This window comes from Pseudoalteromonas sp. SR43-5, from assembly GCF_014163835.1.
In the GTDB taxonomy this organism is placed as follows: Bacteria; Pseudomonadota; Gammaproteobacteria; order Enterobacterales; family Alteromonadaceae; genus Pseudoalteromonas; species Pseudoalteromonas distincta.
In genome coordinates this window covers 20,254-36,594 of record NZ_JACJEA010000040.1, presented here as the reverse complement: position 1 = coordinate 36,594, position 16,341 = coordinate 20,254, and the positions used below count along the sequence as shown (strand labels likewise).

The window sequence follows — 16,341 nt, the reverse complement described above, 5'->3', positions numbered from 1 at the left end:
ATAGGAATATAGGAATATAGGAATATAGGAATATAGGAATATAGGAATAGTAGAAAAGTGGTGGAGGGAGCTGGATTCGAACCAGCGAAGGCTGAGCCGTCAGATTTACAGTCTGATCCCTTTGGCCGCTCGGGAACCCCTCCACACTAATTTTATTGCATTTGGCCCCACTTAACTTAGCGGTAAGAAAAGTGGTGGAGGGAGCTGGATTCGAACCAGCGAAGGCTGAGCCGTCAGATTTACAGTCTGATCCCTTTGGCCGCTCGGGAACCCCTCCAATGCAACGGCGCTGATAATAGCAAATTGCGTATTTAAGTAAAGAAAAAAGCTAAAGAAAATTGAAATAAAGCCGATAAATATCTATCAGTTACCACAATCGACTAAAGACTATGCAAATAGATGATTTGTTAATCACAGAGAGTCAGTTAAACAGTAGGCTCAATAATAGTGTGCATGAAAATCGCCGTGGCGAATTTTCTCTATTATTAGCGATGCTGTCACATGACGCACTCGACTTTAGCCAATTTCATTTACCAAAAACTGAAATAGATAATTTAGTTATAGAAGAAGAGGCATTAAGAAAGCAATTTGGCGCAGGTCCAAAGCAACTTTTAGCCCCTGATGAATACAATATGTTGGTTGGACAGTTTAATGCATCATTAATATCTCAAGAAGGGGAGCGCTGCGGTATGACAAGTATTAAGCTAAGACAGTGCTTAAGCCCTGAACCACTTGCGATTAGAAATGATGATAAGCATATTCCACTTAATATAATAGATAACTGTGAGCTTGCTGTCAGAAGAAGAATTAAAAGCGAACAAACACAACTATCGAATCCCCCTATAAATGCAGCTGCTTTTTACGACAGCCTTAATAGTGATGCAATACATCAACCACTTCAGCTTATTGCGGTGTGATATATGATTGTAATAATCATCAGTTAATATATGCTTTATAACGGGTCTGCTTTATATATTTGCTAATAATTGATTTAATGAAAAAAAAGCATCCAAAAATTAAATGCAATTGCTATAATGGCGTCAAATGGTATGACATGAAATGCCATTATCATTAAACCAAGGTAATTAGGAACGTAATGAAGAAAACATTCACGCTAAATCACGAGAAAATCAAATACCCTCGTATGGTTGATGCTGCAAAGCACGAAGTGAAAAAATATTTGAAAAGAGAGCGTAATAAAACGCTACCTGAAGATGCTGACTATTGGGCATTTGACTGTAAGTTTGGTAACACAGCTGAAGATGCGCAAGTTGTGCACGTTGCTGAATTAAGTAACCAAATTGGCGAAATTGAAAAGCAAGGTTTGACCTCTTTCTATGTAGAGATTTTAGCTCGACCTGCTCAACGTCAGCAATTAGATTTAGATGATGACGAATAATACTTAACTAATAAAGTATTCAAAGTTATAAAATGAGCCCAAGTGGCTCATTTTTTGTTTTTATGCAATAAAGATTTACTAAAAAGCATTTTTATTAATAACCAATAAGTAGAATCCCTCTTAATTAACATTTGCATAACAAAATGTGATGCTATAGGCTGTTTTTAATTAAAAAAAACAAAACATTTTTACTATGCCAATAAATTACTCTGACCATCAATTAAAACTAAGTTTAAAGAATTCTAAAGTACTTATAGTTGACGATCAGTTATTAAGCTTAATCGTATTAAAAAAAATATTATCTGAGCATTTTAATGTGACAACAGCTGGAAGTGGTGAAGAAGCAATTGAAATTTGTAATGTAAATGTACCCGATATAGTCCTACTAGATATTAGTATGGGTGGAATGAGTGGTATTGATACATGTTTAAAATTAAAAAATAATACTGAAACACAGGATATCCCAGTTATTTTTGTTACATCCTTTGAAAACGAAGAAGAAGAGTGTTGGGAAGCCGGAGCTGTTGATTTTATTAAAAAGCCGATTGTAAAAGAAACACTATTTAGAAGGGTTCGTGCCCATATAACGTTAAAATTACAACACGACTTACTCAATCAAAAAGTATTTTTAGATGATTTAACTAAAGTATTCAATCGCCGTTATTTTGATGCACATTTTTCTAAAATGGAACGAAGCGCCTTACGAGAAAAAGTTGACTATGCATTATTACTCATCGATATAGATTATTTTAAGCAATACAATGATATCTATGGTCATGTGCAGGGGGATACGGTGTTAAACCTAGTAGCACAAACTATTACTAATAGTTTGCAAAGGCCAACCGATTTTGTTGCGCGTTATGGCGGCGAAGAGTTTGTAGTTGTTCTACCGCATACAAGCACTGAAGGTGCAATTTGTGTTGCTGATAAAATTAAACAGAATGTGGCCGATTTAGGAATATTACACAAATATTCAGAATATGATTTTGTGACTATTAGTATTGGCGGTGCAACCCTACAACCATACGTAAATAACAAAAACACGTTGCAGATCGCAGATGAAAAAATGTATGAGTCTAAAATGCAAGGGCGTAACAAAGTGTGTTTTTAAGTTTAGTTAGCTAATAAATCACTCTGCCACTTAAAAACACCTTTTAGGTGATAAATATTAAATAAGATTATTTATTACATGCTATGACATTTTTTGTACTTTTTATTGCTACCGCATGGGCAGTTATCATTTCTGCCTACTTTAATATCTTCAACAGGATATATAGTGCCATCTAAATAACGCCATTGAGTGTTTTCTTTAATAAACTGCGATTTTTCATGAAGCTCACAAAATAAGTTTTGATAAAAATATTGGGCTTTAAATTCTACAGTTCCAGTATCGCCATCATGGCTTGAGTCAATTAAATCAAGATTTATAAATCGACAGCTGTTAGCAAAATCATTGATTTCTTTAACCGGATTCTCAGCTTGTTTTTCTTTTGCGTAGGTTTGATAAACATATTTTGCATTTTTAATAACATAAGCGCTGAATCGTGAGCGCATAAGTTGTTCAGGAGTGTCAGCTTGCTTTACAGATAAGTGAAGCGGCTCGCAGCAATCGGCATAATTGTGCCCACTGCTGCAAAAACATAATGTGGTATTGAGTGAAGTCATAATAATAATACAGAATCTAAAACATTAGTTTAACAAGCTTATTGAGCGAGTGGTATCTCTGTTGTTTGAGCGTTTTTAGTAAAACAGTATAGTTTTGTATTCGTTTCACTTAAATCGAACGATAGATTTGTAAGTAGTTGGTTATTAACTATATCGGTCCAGGTAATTACCGCTGCAAAGTTTCCATTATGTAACGCAGAATTTAATACATACTCTAAATTTACTAGGTGCTTCTGTCTAATAACAAGTAATTTGCTTGTATCAATAGAGCATGAGTCAAGTAAAGCTTTGCTAGGTACATGATCTGGCGCAATTAGTAACGTCCATGCATTAGAGCTATTGTATTGGTGTAATACTTTTAAAAGCTCAAAGGTCGCTGAAATTTCATCTTCAATTTGGATCAAATTTACGCAATCGCTTTGCTCGTCTTGTTGGTAACTTTTAACTGTTCTTACGGTAATAGGCTGTAACATAATTTCACTCACTGGGTTTTTATACAGTATTTATATACAGTAGTTTATACAGTGCTTTCGTGCAAGCATTTTATGCTATTTATTTGTACAGTTATTCAGCCTTTGATCATTGTTTTTTATTTTTAAATCTATAATTCTTTATTAATCAACTTGTTATAGGTTTGTTTTTGAGAAGGTATTTCAAAAATAAATTTTTGAGTAATGTTTTAATTTGTGGGTTTTATACTGAGTAGGAGTATCTTTGTAACTATAAACAGTATTTTTCAACACTGTATACAGTACTTATAACTTAGTTGGTTTATGTGTCTTCACTCGTGCGAGGGATCATATGAGAAAACTGGAGTTGGTGAATTTGTTCGTACAAACTTGCTGCATAACATTGAGCATCTTTAAATCGCTTAGTTTCGATATGTTTGCGTATATCTGTAACCGCTGCAGTGGCAGGTGCGTATCCTTGGCTACTCGCTAAGCTCAACCAAGCTACAGCATGAAATACACTTTGTGGCACGCCTTCACCTTTTACAAAAAATAAACCTAAATAAAACTGTGCTCTATGGTTTCCTGCCATTGCAGCAAGGCGCATCCATTTTGCAGCCAATGGAGCTTGATTATTTTTTAAATAATATAGGGCTTTATTAATAGTACTTTGCTCATCTTTTTTATTATCAATGGGCGCGGGGCTGCTTTCTGGTTGAGTAACAAAACCTAAAATGTTGTCTAGCTGTTGCTCTAAGTCTTGCTCACAAGGTGTTGTTTTAAGCATATTGGTTCATTTATTATTTTAACTACTTTAACAGTTTAGTATATAGCAAGGTAAAATGTCCTGTAAAAGATAATTTTTATGTTAAAATCTCGTCACTTTTTACTATCACAAGTTTATTATGTTTGAAGCCTTATTTAAACTCAGCGAAAATAACTCAACAGTTAAACGCGAATGCGTTGCTGGCCTAACTACCTTTATTACTATGGTATACATTGTATTTGTAAACCCGGCTATGCTTGCTGAGGCAGGGATGGACCAAGGGGCTGCATTTGTAGCTACCTGTATAGCAGCTGCGATAGGCTGTTTTATAATGGGTTTGTGGGCTAATTATCCATTAGCATTAGCGCCTGGCATGGGACTAAATGCCTTTTTTACGTATGGCGTCGTATTAGGAATGGGTTATACCTGGCAAGCCGCATTAGGGGCTGTTTTTATGTCGGGTTGTATATTTTTATTTTTAAGTTTATTTAAAGTCAGAGAGTGGATTATTAATGCCATACCTCTGGTGCTCAAGCGAGCTATCGCAACAGGTATAGGTGCTTTTTTAGCCTTAATTGCCCTTAAAAATGCAGGCATTATTGTATCAAGCCCCGCAACATTAGTGCAGTTGGGTGACATTACATCTCCTGGACCGCTATTAGCTATATTAAGCTTCTTTGTAATAGCTGCACTTTTATACCGCGATTTTAAAAGTGGCGTACTTATTAGTATTTTATTAGTGACCGGTATTGCTCTAAGTTTTGGGCTTGTTGAATATCACGGTGTTATAGCTATGCCACCATCAATAATGCCTACCTTTATGCAGCTAGATTTTGCAGCCGCTTTTGATATATCAATGATGAGTGTTATTTTTGCTTTCTTGTTTGTCGATCTTTTTGATACTTCGGGTACGTTAGTTGCGGTCACTCAAAAAGCAGGTTTAGCTGATGAAAAAGGTAACATGCCTCGTTTAGGGCGCGCGCTAAGTGCTGACAGCTCAGCAACAATTGCAGGTGCGATGCTAGGCACGTCTACGACTACATCGTATATAGAATCGGTTGCTGGTGTATCTGTTGGCGGACGTACTGGCTTAACGGCTGTTGTTGTTGGCATTTGCTTTTTACTGATGATGTTTTTTGCACCGCTCGCACAAATGGTACCGGCATATGCAACGGCGGGCGCTATTTTGTACGTCGCAGTATTGATGCTACAAAATTTGAAGTTTGTAGATTGGGATGATATGACCGATGCAATTCCCGTAACGGTTGTGCTGCTAATGACACCATTAACGTTCTCGATTGCGCACGGTATTGCGCTTGGCTTTATATCTTACACCGCGGTTAAAGTATTGTGTGGTAAAAAAGATCAAGTCAGTATTAGTGTTTGGATATTAACAGCCTTGTTTGTTTTCAAGTTTGCATTTTTGTCTTAATGGCTAACGAAAAATAAAAAAAGCCTGCACAAATTTAATTTGTGCAGGCTTTTTAATGCTTTTATAAAAACACTACCATTTCTTTTTCGGAGCAAACAATATATCTAAGTCGTCTTGCTCAGCTTCTGTTTTCTTTTTAAGTGCGCTTGCGTTAGAAGCTCTTAGTTCAACACTTATGGCTTCTAAGTAACTTTCAACTTCTTGGCGTTTTGCTGTTACATATTCGTCAGAATAGTTAACTGCACTGAGAGTTGCTTGCGCTTTTTCAAAGTACTGCCTTGCAGAGCCAACCATACTGGCTGAACGGGCAGACAAACCACGCTTTATTTGGCTTTCAATATTAATACGTAGTTGTAGTTTTTCAAGACGTTTATCTTCTAAAACAAAAACTTGGCTATCAATACGACCTTTATTATGTTCAGAGCGTAAAATTGAGCGTAATTTTTTAATACCTTGAATTAGGCCAACAAGCTGCTTGTCATTACTCGGTAGCGTTAGGGCTTCACTGCTGTTGTCTAGAACTGCATTGGTGAGGTGCGTTTTAGCCTCACCTAAGCGGCTTTTGAGTGCTTTGGATGTTGGCGAACTAGTAACCATCGTGTTTAATGCTTCGTAAATACGGCGTTGCAATACACGGATTATATTTTCAGAAAGAGGTATATTGGCACTATTCATTAGTGCTTCTTCTGTTTCTTCTATTATAGCTTTTTGTTTTGTTAGTTCTTTGCGGCGTTCCGCTTCTTGTTTTTCTTTGTGTTGTTGTACAGCACTTACCCATAGTGCAATCACAATCAATGCAACTATAAGCACTATTATAATAGAAACGATCATGGTGTAATTCTCGGATATATAACCTAATTATTTAATCTTACATTAAATATACGTTAACAGGGTAGCTTTGCGCCGATTAACTTAAAAAATACACCAAAAAATTGATAGGTTGAGCTCTTTATAAACCGTAGTCATCCTAAGGGCTTATAAACTAAAGCTGAATAAACATCGCTACCTGAAGCATATTTATTATGCTAGCCTTGAGCTCTAATCAGATAATTGCACACCTAAAGACCTAAAGTGATATTTTACGCAAATAACACTTGGTTTTAAGCGGTATTGCCTTTATAAATAATATGAATAATAACGTTAAAATTTGCAGCCATGAAATTACAACAACTCAGATACATCGTAGAAGTACAAAATCATAAATTAAATGTTTCAGCGACTGCTGAGAGTTTATTTACCTCGCAGCCAGGAATTTCTAAACAAGTACGCATGTTAGAAGATGAGTTGGGTGTACAAATTTTTGGTCGCAGTGGTAAACATTTAACGCATGTAACCGGTGCTGGCGAAGATATAATTAATATTTCTCGTGAAATACTCTCCAAAGTAGAAGGTATTAAAGCCGTTGCTAATGAGCATACGCTACCTGATCAAGGTAAGTTAAATATTGCCACAACACATACCCAAGCCCGTTATGCTTTGCCTAACGTTATTCAAGGGTTTATGAAAAAATATCCTGCGGTATCGCTTCATATGCACCAAGGTACTCCACAGCAAATATCAGATGCTGCAGCACGCGGTGATGCCGACTTTGCTATTGCAACAGAAGCACTGCATTTGTATTCAGATTTAGTTATGCTGCCTTGCTACCATTGGAACCGCAGTATTGTTGTTGCTAAAGACCATCCTCTCGCTAAAAAGGCAAATAGTTTAACTGTTGCTGACATTGCCCAATATCCACTCATTACATATGTATTTGGTTTTACGGGCCGCTCAGAGTTAGATAAAGCGTTTAGCGCACACGGGCTTGAACCACACATTGTATTTACAGCAACCGATGCTGACGTTATAAAAACATATGTACGTTTAGGGCTAGGAGTAGGAGTTGTTGCGTCAATGGCGATAGATCAAGTGAGTGACACTGATTTAGTGTGTATTGATGCAAGCCACTTATTTGAAGCTAGCACGACCAAAATTGGTTTTAGAAAGGGCAGCTTTTTACGTACTTACATGTATGATTTTATTGAACGTTTTGCACCGCACTTAACTAAAGAGCGCGTAGAGCGAGCAAGCTTGTTACGTAACCAAGATGACGTAGATAAGTTATTTGCAGATATAGAGTTACCCGTTAAATAAGGTGATTGCATTGAACGAACAATAAAAAAGCTGCCTATTTTAAAATAGACAGCTTTTTCTCTCTATAGCGAGCTGATTAACATTCGATAATATTAACTGCTAATCCACCGCGAGCGGTTTCTTTGTATTTGGTTTTCATATCGTTGCCGGTTTCAAGCATGGTTTTAATCACTTTATCAAGTGATACCTTTTGCTCTCCACTGCCACGAATAGCTAAACGTGAGGCATTAATTGCTTTAATCGCGCCCATTGCATTGCGTTCAATACACGGCACTTGTACTAAGCCACCAACAGGGTCGCACGTGAGGCCTAGATTATGTTCCATACCAATTTCTGCTGCGTTTTCTACTTGCACAACATTGCCACCAACAATTTCTGTTAATGCGCCTGCAGCCATAGAGCACGCAACGCCAACTTCACCTTGGCAACCTACTTCAGCACCCGATATAGAGGCATTCTTTTTATATAAAATACCAATAGCAGCAGCCGTTAATAAATAACGTGTGGCTATATCGCGGTCTACTTCTTTCACAAATGTGTGATAGTACATAAGTACAGCCGGTAAAATACCCGCAGCACCATTAGTTGGTGCGGTAACTACACGGCCACCTGCCGCATTTTCTTCGTTTACGGCAAGGGCAAATAAATCAACCCAGTCCATTGCACGAAGTGGGTCGTTACTGACCTCTATATTTAGTTTTAAGTATAAGCTAGGCGCTCGGCGCTTTACTTTTAAGCCGCCAGGTAGGATACCTTCTGTACGCATACCACGGTCAATACAGGCCATCATTACTTTCCAAATATGAAACAGCGTGTCTTTTATTTCATCTTCAGTGCGCAGTGTTTTTTCGTTCTTCATCATTAAGCTTGAAACACTAAGCCCTGACTCTTTACACATCTCTAGTAGCTCTTTTGCGCTACTGAAAGGGAAAGGAGCTGGGTTTTCTTCTCTAATATCAAGGGCTGCTTGTTTTTCGTTTTCAAACTCTTCATCAGTAACAATAAAGCCACCGCCAATAGAGTAATATACTTTGCTGTAAACTTTTTCGCCGTTGTTTGAGGCGATAATTTCCATTGCATTAGAGTGTTTAGGCAGCGTTTTTCGACGATGAAAAACAATAGCACCTTGTTTTGGAAACTTAGCTTTGTGTGTTTTGTTTAAATAAATAACCTGATCTTGTTCGATGGTGGCTAAAATGTCGTCGACTAAATCGGCATCTATAGTTTCAGGGTCATAACCGGCTAAACCAAGAATTACGGCTTTACCCGAGCCATGGCCAACACCTGTTTGACCCAAAGAGCCATAAAGCTCTACTTTAATATCGGTCACATTTGCTAATAATTGTTGTTCTTGTAGGTCATTAACAAATAAGCGTGATGCGCGCATTGGGCCAACGGTGTGTGATGACGAAGGGCCAATACCAATGCTAAACATATCAAATGCACTGATCATAATGTGTGTGTCTCTACTTTGTTTTATCAGCACGAAGCTGCTCTTTGAACGGTCGAGCATGATAACGTGGAATTGTGATTGTGTAACTACTAATAACGAAGATTTAAACTGGTAAGGCGAGTTGTTTTGTAAAGTTTTTTATAATGCTTGCTGTCGCACCCCAAAGTAAACCATGTGGCGTTTTAAAACCTTGCAAAATAACCGTTTTCCCAAATCGTTGAAAAGGTAAGGGTTGCCAATTAGCTTCGTTATTTAACTCAGTGACCGAGAGTAAAAAGCTCGCTTGTACTTCATTATAGTCATTTTCCCAGGTGGTGCCTTTATTAAGTAAACCCACATAGGGGCTAATACTAAAACCCGTTAATGTTGAATACTCAGGTAAATGACCTAATACATTAACGTTGTTTTGGGCAATATTTAGCTCTTCTTTTAGTTCGCGAAGGGCTGTGGTGCGAAGGGTAATGTCGCTTACTTCAAACTTACCCCCTGGCAAACAAATCTCCCCAGGGTGATGGTGTAAATAAGTAGGGCGTTTACACAGTAAGATATGTGCATGATTATCTATATCAATAATTGGCAGCATAACAGCGCTAGCACGTTTTTTACGCGTGTCTTTTAACTGGTTTGGCGCAGCTGTAGGGCTTAACAGAAACCGCGCCATAATGTGTTCACTATTCAAAGCGACCTACTGTTTTAATAAAGGGAGGATTTTATTTACTTTATCGTAAGTTTCTTGATATTCCAATTCGACTTTAGAATCAGCTACTATTCCGCCGCCTGCCCAGCAGTAAATTTGCGCTTTGTGGCACACCAAGGTACGAATAGTGATACTCGTATCCATATTTCCACATGCACTTAAATAACCAATTGAACCACAATAAATGCTGCGGCGATGTGGTTCTAGTTCTTCAATTATTTCCATCGCTCTAATTTTGGGCGCACCGGTGATTGAGCCACCCGGAAAAGCCGCTTTTAACTGATCGACCGCTGTTTTGCCTTCATCAAGTTCTGAGGTTACCGTGCTTACTAAATGATGCACTGCCGGAAAGCTTTCAATAGCAAAAAGGGAAGGGACGTGGACGCTGCCAGGTTTTGCCACTTTGCCTAAGTCGTTACGCAGTAAATCAACAATCATTACGTTTTCAGCGCGATCTTTAGCTGATGCTGCGAGTATTTGGGCTTGGCGTTGATCCTCCAGCGCATCCGCTTTTCGCGGCAGAGTGCCTTTAATAGGTTTGGTTTCTACAACGTTATTATTTACAGATATAAAGCGCTCAGGGGAAATTGATAAAATTGCCCCTTGAGGGTGATTTATAAAGCTCGAAAATGGCGCTTTATTTGCCTCACGCAGTTTAATATAAGCCGCCCAAGGGGAGCCTTCAAACTGAGCGTTAAAGCGCTGCGCTAAATTAATTTGGTAACAATCGCCACTTTTTAGATACTCCTCAATTAGGGCAAACTTTGCAGCGTATTCCGTTTCGCTCATATTTGATTGCCAGTCGCTGTTTAGGGCAAAGGACTGCGTATTAACTTGGGAGTTAGCGTGTGTATTTAAGTATTGCTCATAAAGCGCTAATCGATCGGTGTTTGGCTGCGATACATAAAACCAGCTTTGTTGCTGCTTGTCGTAAATAAGGGCATCTAAGTAAAGGCCAATAGCCATTTGGGGAAGATTAATATCTTCAATAGCACGAGTGGGGATGTTTTCAATTGTACGCCCTAAGTCGTAGCCAAAGTAGCCAAGCCAGCCGCCGTTAAAGGGTAAATCGTAATCGGCTTTTGTTTTAGCAAGATGCGAAAGCTCATTATTCATAATTTCAAAGCAGTTATCACTACTTTCTATATTATTTAAAAAGCTTTTATTATTTTTTACTTCAAGGGTACTTTGCGGCTCAATAGCAACAATATCAAAACGGCTGTTTATATGATTACTATTTGCAGAATCTAATAGAATTGCATAAGGCAAATGTGAAAAATGCGCAAAAACGTCAATGCAGTTTTGTGTTATGCCTAATTTAATACAATTTTTTTTATTGTTTAGCATTTACTGCCCCTTTAAGAACTGGCTCGAAACGGGCTGGGAGGGTATCATAAGTCAAATTTTTTGGCAGCACTAAGCTGCAAAAAACAGTGCAAACCACCGTCACCGGTTTGATTTAGATTACGCGACAACGCGTAACGGTAACTTAAGGAACCACTATGAGTACAATTTGTCAGCAAGACTTTATTGATAGCATTGAAGATGCATTGCAATATATTTCGTTCTATCACCCACTTGATTTTGTTCAAGCACTCGAAAAAGCGTACAACAAAGAACAAAGTAAAGCGGCTAAAGACGCCATTGCACAAATTTTAATTAACTCACGCATGTCGGCTGAAGGCAAGCGTCCACTTTGCCAAGACACCGGTATTATTACCTGTTTTGTTAAAGTAGGTATGGATGTTAAGTGGGATAAAACAGATTTAACCGTTCAACAAATGGTTGATGAAGGTACTCGTCGTGCATATTTAAATCCAGATAACCCTTTACGTGCATCTATTGTTGCAGACCCTGCTGGTACGCGTAAAAATACTAAAGATAATACGCCTTCGGTTGTGCATATTGATTTAGTAGCGGGTGGAAAAGTAGAAGTAATGGTTGCGGCTAAAGGCGGCGGCTCTGAAAACAAAAGTAAAATGGTTATGTTAAACCCGTCAGATGATGTTGCTGCATGGGTAGAAAAAACACTACCAACAATGGGTGCTGGTTGGTGTCCGCCAGGCATGCTAGGTATAGGTATTGGTGGTACGGCTGAAAAAGCAGCAGTAATGGCTAAAGAGTCGTTAATGGATCCGGTTGATATCCATGAATTAATGGAACGCGGCGCAGAGACAACTGAAGAAAAACTGCGTTTAGAAATTTTTGACCGTGCTAATAAATTAGGTATTGGCGCACAAGGTTTAGGCGGTTTAACAACGGTTGTTGACGTTAAAATTAAAACAGCACCAACGCATGCAGCTTCAAAACCTGTAGTAATGATCCCAAATTGTGCGGCAACTCGCCATGTACATTTTACGCTTGACGGTTCTGGCCCTGCTAATTTAAAAGCACCTAAACTAGAAGATTGGCCACAAGTAACATTTGAAGTGGGCGAAGGCACACGTCGTGTTGATTTAAATACATTGACTAAAAAAGATGTTCAAGAATGGAAAATGGGTGAAACCGTTTTACTTTCGGGTACTGTTTTAACAGGTCGTGATGCAGCGCATAAACGTTTGCAAGATATGATCAACTCAGGTGAAGGTTTACCTGAGGGCGTAGACTTTGATAATAAATTTATTTATTACGTAGGCCCTGTGGATGCGGTACGCGATGAAGCAGTAGGTCCTGCTGGCCCTACAACAGCCACTCGCATGGATAAATTTACCGATATGATGCTAGAAAAAACAGGCATTGTAGGCATGATTGGCAAAGCTGAACGTGGCCCTGCAACGGTTGAGTCTATTAAAGAGCATAAATCTGTTTATTTGATGGCTGTAGGCGGCGCAGCTTACTTAGTATCTAAAGCGATTAAAAAAGCGCGTGTTGTAGCTTTTGAAGATTTAGGTATGGAAGCTATTTACGAATTTGAAGTAGAAGATATGCCAGTGACTGTTGCAGTAGACAGTGAAGGCGCCAATGCGCATACACAAGGCCCTGCTATCTGGAAAGCTAAAATTGAAGAGCTTGATAGCAAGCTAAAATAACGTACGTTTTGTATTTTTAAAAAGCGAGCCTAGTGCTCGCTTTTTTGTTTTTTAAATAGAGTTATTAGCAAGTTTACAGCTCTGACCAGTTTGCGAAAAAGCTTACTTTTTACTGGAAACCTATAGGCAGCGGTACGTAGCGGCCAGGTAGCACTTGTATATTAAACTTTACATGCAACAATCGTATTACGTTCACGTAAACGTAAGTCGGTGTGGTTCTTATATTTATAGTATTTAAAACTTAAAAATGACGGTTTTGTAAATTTTTTATCTGTATAAAAGTTTTAATTAGGTTATTTAATTTAAGTTTAATGTTTTCATTGGTTTTATCATCTGTGAGTATGGCGAACACGTATATGAAGTGATAAAGTCTCGGCAATTTCCAGCGCGCATACCCTCTCACGGGTTAACTATTTCGGAGTATTTTAAGTGGCTGTGTTTAATCGAGTTGAATTTGATAACCATGAACAAGTGGTTTTTTGTTCTGATGAAGAGTCGGGTTTAAAAGCAATTATTGCTGTACATAATACCAACCTAGGTCCTGCAGTTGGCGGATGTAGAATGTGGGATTATGCAAACGACGAAGATGCTGTTTATGACGTGCTACGTTTATCAAAGGGCATGACTTATAAAAATGCAGTTGCGCGCTTACCCTTTGGTGGCGGTAAATCTGTAATTATAGGTAATGCGAAAGAAATTAAATCTGAGCAATTATTCCGTGCATTTGGTCGTCAATTAGAGCGATTAAATGGCAGCTATTACTCAGCAGAAGATGTAAACATCACATGTGCTGATGTAGCTATTATGAATAAAGAAACTAATTACGTACTGGGCCTTGAAGGTAAAAGCGGTAACCCATCGCCATTTACAGCATACGGTACTTTTTTAGGAATTAAAGCAGCGCTACAGCATCAACGTGGCCATCAAAATTTTGCAGGTGTGAAAGTGGCTGTTCAAGGTTTAGGTGCTGTTGCTTATGGTTTATGTAAACATTTACATGATGCGGGCGCTGAGTTGTTTGTAACTGATATTAACCAAGCCGCCATTGACCGTGTAGTAAGTGATTTTGGTGCAACTGCGGTTGGCATTGATAACATTTACGACTTAGATGTTGATGTTTATGCACCGTGTGCACTAGGCGCAACTATTAACGATTTAACTATACCGCGTTTAAAAGCGACTATTATTGCAGGCTGTGCTAATAATCAGCTGGCAGAATCTCGCCATGGTGAAGTTATTCGTGAAAAAGGCATTTTATATGCACCAGATTACGTAATTAACGCCGGTGGTATTATTAATGTTTATTACGAAACAGCGCCAGATGGTTACAGTGCAACAGCGTCTAATAAACATGTTGAAGGTATTTTTAATACGTTAACTGAAATCTTTGCCCGTAGCGAAAAAGAGCAAAAATCAACGCATTTAATTGCTGACGAATTAGCGCAAGAGATCATTAAAAACGGTCTGTGATCTAAGTTCTAATTTATATAAGGGTGTGCAATTGCACACCTTTTGTTTATCTGTAAGTTAATGCAATTGTTACTGAACAGCGGTACACTTTATTTTTAATTTTGTGCGGCAAATTATGACTCCCTCAACTTCTCTCATGCAGCCTATCGATTTAGATAATTGGCCTAGAAAGCAACACTTTGAATTATTTAAACACTTTTCTCAGCCTTATTTTAATGTGTGTGTGCGTTTAGATGCTCAAGCACTTTACGACTATTGCAAAACCAATCAATTTTCTTTTTTTCAAGCATATGTATATTGCACCTTAAAAGCGTGCCATGAGTACGATTCAATAATGCTACGTATAATAGATAGTAGGCCATGGTTACTTAACAGTGTTCGCGCAAGTGTGGTTGAGTTGTCTGAAAACGATACGTTTGTTTTTAGTTATTTTAACAGCGCAAGCGATTTTAAAGAGTTTGCAAATCATGCAAGTGACGTAAGCAAAAAAGCGAAATTACAGCCGTTATTTTCTGATGCATTTGCTCAAACAGAAGGGCAGGCCGACTTAATTCATATATCTGTTTTGCCGTGGCTGAATTTTAGTGCGTTTTCGCATGCATTTAGTGAAGGGGAGAGTTTAGGCATTCCTAAATTTGTATTTGGTCAGTTTGATAAACACACAGGTACAATACCTTTAGCTATCGATGTACACCACTCATTAATGGATGGTTTGCACGTAGCGAAATTTATAAACACATTGCAGGGTACATTTGACTCCTTTTGCAAAGGTTAACTTAAACACGTCATTTAACGGCAGTGCAAAGCAGTAAACAATTTATAAGTAATCTATAAGTAATCTATAAGCAATGCGATGTGAATTACTTTTTATTCAAATACATAACCTTATATCCTTGAAAAGCACGTGTGCTGGACATATTTATATACCATACCTTAGCTCAGGAAATCCCCATGATAAATGGACTGTTAATTGTTGTTTTAATTCTTTTTGTGGTGATTTTCTGGCGTTGGCCATCAATTCAAAACCGATTATGGCGCAGTAAATATAAAGACTTTGCTTTAAATTCACAGCAAAAAGATATTTTACTGCGTTGCATGCCCATCTATAAAAAAATGACCGACGCTGACAGAGAAAAGTTAGAGCGACATATTACGTGGTTTTTAAACGAAAAACGCTTTGTCGGTTGTGATGGCTTAAGGCTAACGTCTGCAATGAAGTTAATTGTAGCCGCCGATGCGTGTGTATTAGTGCTTAATAAACCGTGGCCGTTATATAGAAATGTAAAAGAAATTTTATTATACCCAAGTGCTTATTATGCTCCGCAATCAACTCGCGATAGTGCAGGACTTGTGAGTTACCACAATACGGTAAGACTAGGCGAGTCATGGCCTGGCGGCACACTTGTACTCAGTTGGCATGACGTGCTTGAGGGTAACCGCTTGCCAAGTGATGGACATAATTTAGTTTTTCATGAGTTTGCGCATCAACTCGATCAAGAAACAGGTAAAACAACGGGCACACCCATTTTAAAAAGCTCAGCAGATTACAAAGAGTGGGGCCGAGTATTTAGCCGTGCTTTCACCCAGTTAAAAAGTCACGTTGCTTATAGCATGCCGCATGTTATTCACAGCTATGGTGCGACTAACGAAGCTGAGTTTTTTGCTGTACTCACCGAAACCTTCCTCGAAAAACCCGCAGAGCTTCGCCGATACGATCCTGAAATTTACAGTATGTTAGTTAATTACTATCAATTTGACCCTATTGTTTGGCATTAAACCTACATAAACCGCGCTTTATCATATAACGCTGGCAAGTTACGTTTGTTTTTGTTGCAATCATGTGAAATA

16 protein-coding genes and 2 tRNA genes are annotated in these 16,341 nt (G+C 38.3%); 9 read left to right on the top strand and 9 right to left on the bottom strand.

Annotated elements, in window-relative coordinates; genetic code table 11:
* Positions 1–58: 58 nt before the first annotated feature.
* Together H5090_RS18520 and H5090_RS18515 are read right to left on the bottom strand one after the other, a co-directional pair.
* Positions 59–143 (bottom strand) — tRNA-Tyr (locus tag H5090_RS18520).
* Positions 144–192: 49 nt separating this feature from the next.
* Positions 193–277, bottom strand: a tRNA-Tyr gene (locus tag H5090_RS18515).
* A gap of 112 nt (positions 278–389) precedes the next feature.
* Here H5090_RS18515 and H5090_RS18510 point away from each other — a divergent pair.
* From H5090_RS18510 to H5090_RS18500, 3 genes are all read left to right on the top strand, one after another.
* A complete protein-coding gene (locus H5090_RS18510) occupies positions 390–917 on the top strand; it encodes a VC2046/SO_2500 family protein (RefSeq protein WP_182696429.1) in 528 nt (175 codons plus the stop codon).
* A 179-nt stretch (positions 918–1,096) separates the two neighbouring features.
* Complete coding sequence (locus tag H5090_RS18505) at positions 1,097–1,399, top strand: DUF6172 family protein (protein WP_002961433.1); 303 nt, start codon at positions 1,097–1,099, stop codon at positions 1,397–1,399.
* A gap of 193 nt (positions 1,400–1,592) precedes the next feature.
* A complete protein-coding gene (locus tag H5090_RS18500) occupies positions 1,593–2,510 on the top strand; it encodes a diguanylate cyclase (RefSeq protein WP_138489334.1) in 918 nt (305 codons plus the stop codon).
* Between the two features lie 74 nt (positions 2,511–2,584).
* On the opposite strand, the gene H5090_RS18495 is transcribed toward H5090_RS18500, so the two are convergent.
* The 3 genes from H5090_RS18495 to H5090_RS18485 form a co-directional block, all read right to left on the bottom strand.
* Complete coding sequence (locus H5090_RS18495) at positions 2,585–3,064, bottom strand: YchJ family protein (protein WP_024595938.1); 480 nt, start codon at positions 3,062–3,064, stop codon at positions 2,585–2,587.
* 38 nt (positions 3,065–3,102) lie between these two features.
* Entirely contained in the window at positions 3,103–3,537 is a 435-nt protein-coding gene (locus H5090_RS18490) for a SulA-like leucine-rich domain-containing protein (protein ID WP_182696428.1), read from the bottom strand.
* Positions 3,538–3,835: 298 nt separating this feature from the next.
* Positions 3,836–4,300, bottom strand: coding sequence for a tetratricopeptide repeat protein (locus tag H5090_RS18485; RefSeq protein WP_182693823.1), 465 nt, complete (start codon positions 4,298–4,300; stop codon positions 3,836–3,838).
* A 118-nt stretch (positions 4,301–4,418) separates the two neighbouring features.
* On the opposite strand from H5090_RS18485, the gene H5090_RS18480 reads away from it, so the two are divergent.
* The gene (locus H5090_RS18480) at positions 4,419–5,711 is read left to right on the top strand and encodes an NCS2 family permease (protein WP_182696427.1); all 1,293 of its coding nucleotides are present in this window, start codon (positions 4,419–4,421) and stop codon (positions 5,709–5,711) included.
* A 72-nt stretch (positions 5,712–5,783) separates the two neighbouring features.
* On the opposite strand, the gene H5090_RS18475 is transcribed toward H5090_RS18480, so the two are convergent.
* Positions 5,784–6,542, bottom strand: a complete 759-nt coding sequence (locus H5090_RS18475; protein WP_182696426.1) for a hypothetical protein — start codon at positions 6,540–6,542, stop codon at positions 5,784–5,786.
* 324 nt (positions 6,543–6,866) lie between these two features.
* Here H5090_RS18475 and cysB point away from each other — a divergent pair, with 324 nt between their 5' ends.
* A complete protein-coding gene (gene cysB, locus H5090_RS18470) occupies positions 6,867–7,844 on the top strand; it encodes an HTH-type transcriptional regulator CysB (RefSeq protein WP_002961670.1) in 978 nt (325 codons plus the stop codon).
* Between the two features lie 76 nt (positions 7,845–7,920).
* On the opposite strand, the gene H5090_RS18465 is transcribed toward cysB, so the two are convergent.
* From H5090_RS18465 to pabB, 3 genes are all read right to left on the bottom strand, one after another.
* Positions 7,921–9,297 carry an L-serine ammonia-lyase gene (locus tag H5090_RS18465; protein ID WP_182696431.1) on the bottom strand — a complete coding sequence of 459 codons (1,377 nt, stop codon included), beginning with the start codon at positions 9,295–9,297 and terminating at the stop codon, positions 7,921–7,923.
* A gap of 103 nt (positions 9,298–9,400) precedes the next feature.
* Positions 9,401–9,976 carry a CoA pyrophosphatase gene (locus H5090_RS18460; RefSeq protein ID WP_182696425.1) on the bottom strand — a complete coding sequence of 192 codons (576 nt, stop codon included), beginning with the start codon at positions 9,974–9,976 and terminating at the stop codon, positions 9,401–9,403.
* A gap of 6 nt (positions 9,977–9,982) precedes the next feature.
* Positions 9,983–11,341, bottom strand: coding sequence for an aminodeoxychorismate synthase component I (gene pabB, locus H5090_RS18455; protein WP_182696424.1), 1,359 nt, complete (start codon positions 11,339–11,341; stop codon positions 9,983–9,985).
* A 155-nt stretch (positions 11,342–11,496) separates the two neighbouring features.
* Here pabB and H5090_RS18450 point away from each other — a divergent pair, with 155 nt between their 5' ends.
* The 4 genes from H5090_RS18450 to H5090_RS18435 all read left to right on the top strand — a co-directional run bounded on the left by H5090_RS18450 (position 11,497) and on the right by H5090_RS18435 (position 16,269).
* On the top strand, positions 11,497–13,023 hold the full coding sequence (locus tag H5090_RS18450; RefSeq protein WP_182696423.1) for a fumarate hydratase: 1,527 nt from the start codon (positions 11,497–11,499) through the stop codon (positions 13,021–13,023).
* Between the two features lie 429 nt (positions 13,024–13,452).
* Positions 13,453–14,493: a Glu/Leu/Phe/Val dehydrogenase gene (locus H5090_RS18445; RefSeq protein WP_182696422.1), complete on the top strand. Its 1,041-nt coding sequence runs from the start codon at positions 13,453–13,455 to the stop codon at positions 14,491–14,493.
* 136 nt (positions 14,494–14,629) lie between these two features.
* Entirely contained in the window at positions 14,630–15,268 is a 639-nt protein-coding gene (locus H5090_RS18440; protein WP_182696430.1) for a CatA-like O-acetyltransferase, read from the top strand.
* A gap of 176 nt (positions 15,269–15,444) precedes the next feature.
* Positions 15,445–16,269: a M90 family metallopeptidase gene (locus H5090_RS18435; RefSeq protein WP_002961680.1), complete on the top strand. Its 825-nt coding sequence runs from the start codon at positions 15,445–15,447 to the stop codon at positions 16,267–16,269.
* The last annotated feature ends 72 nt before the right edge of the window (positions 16,270–16,341 follow it).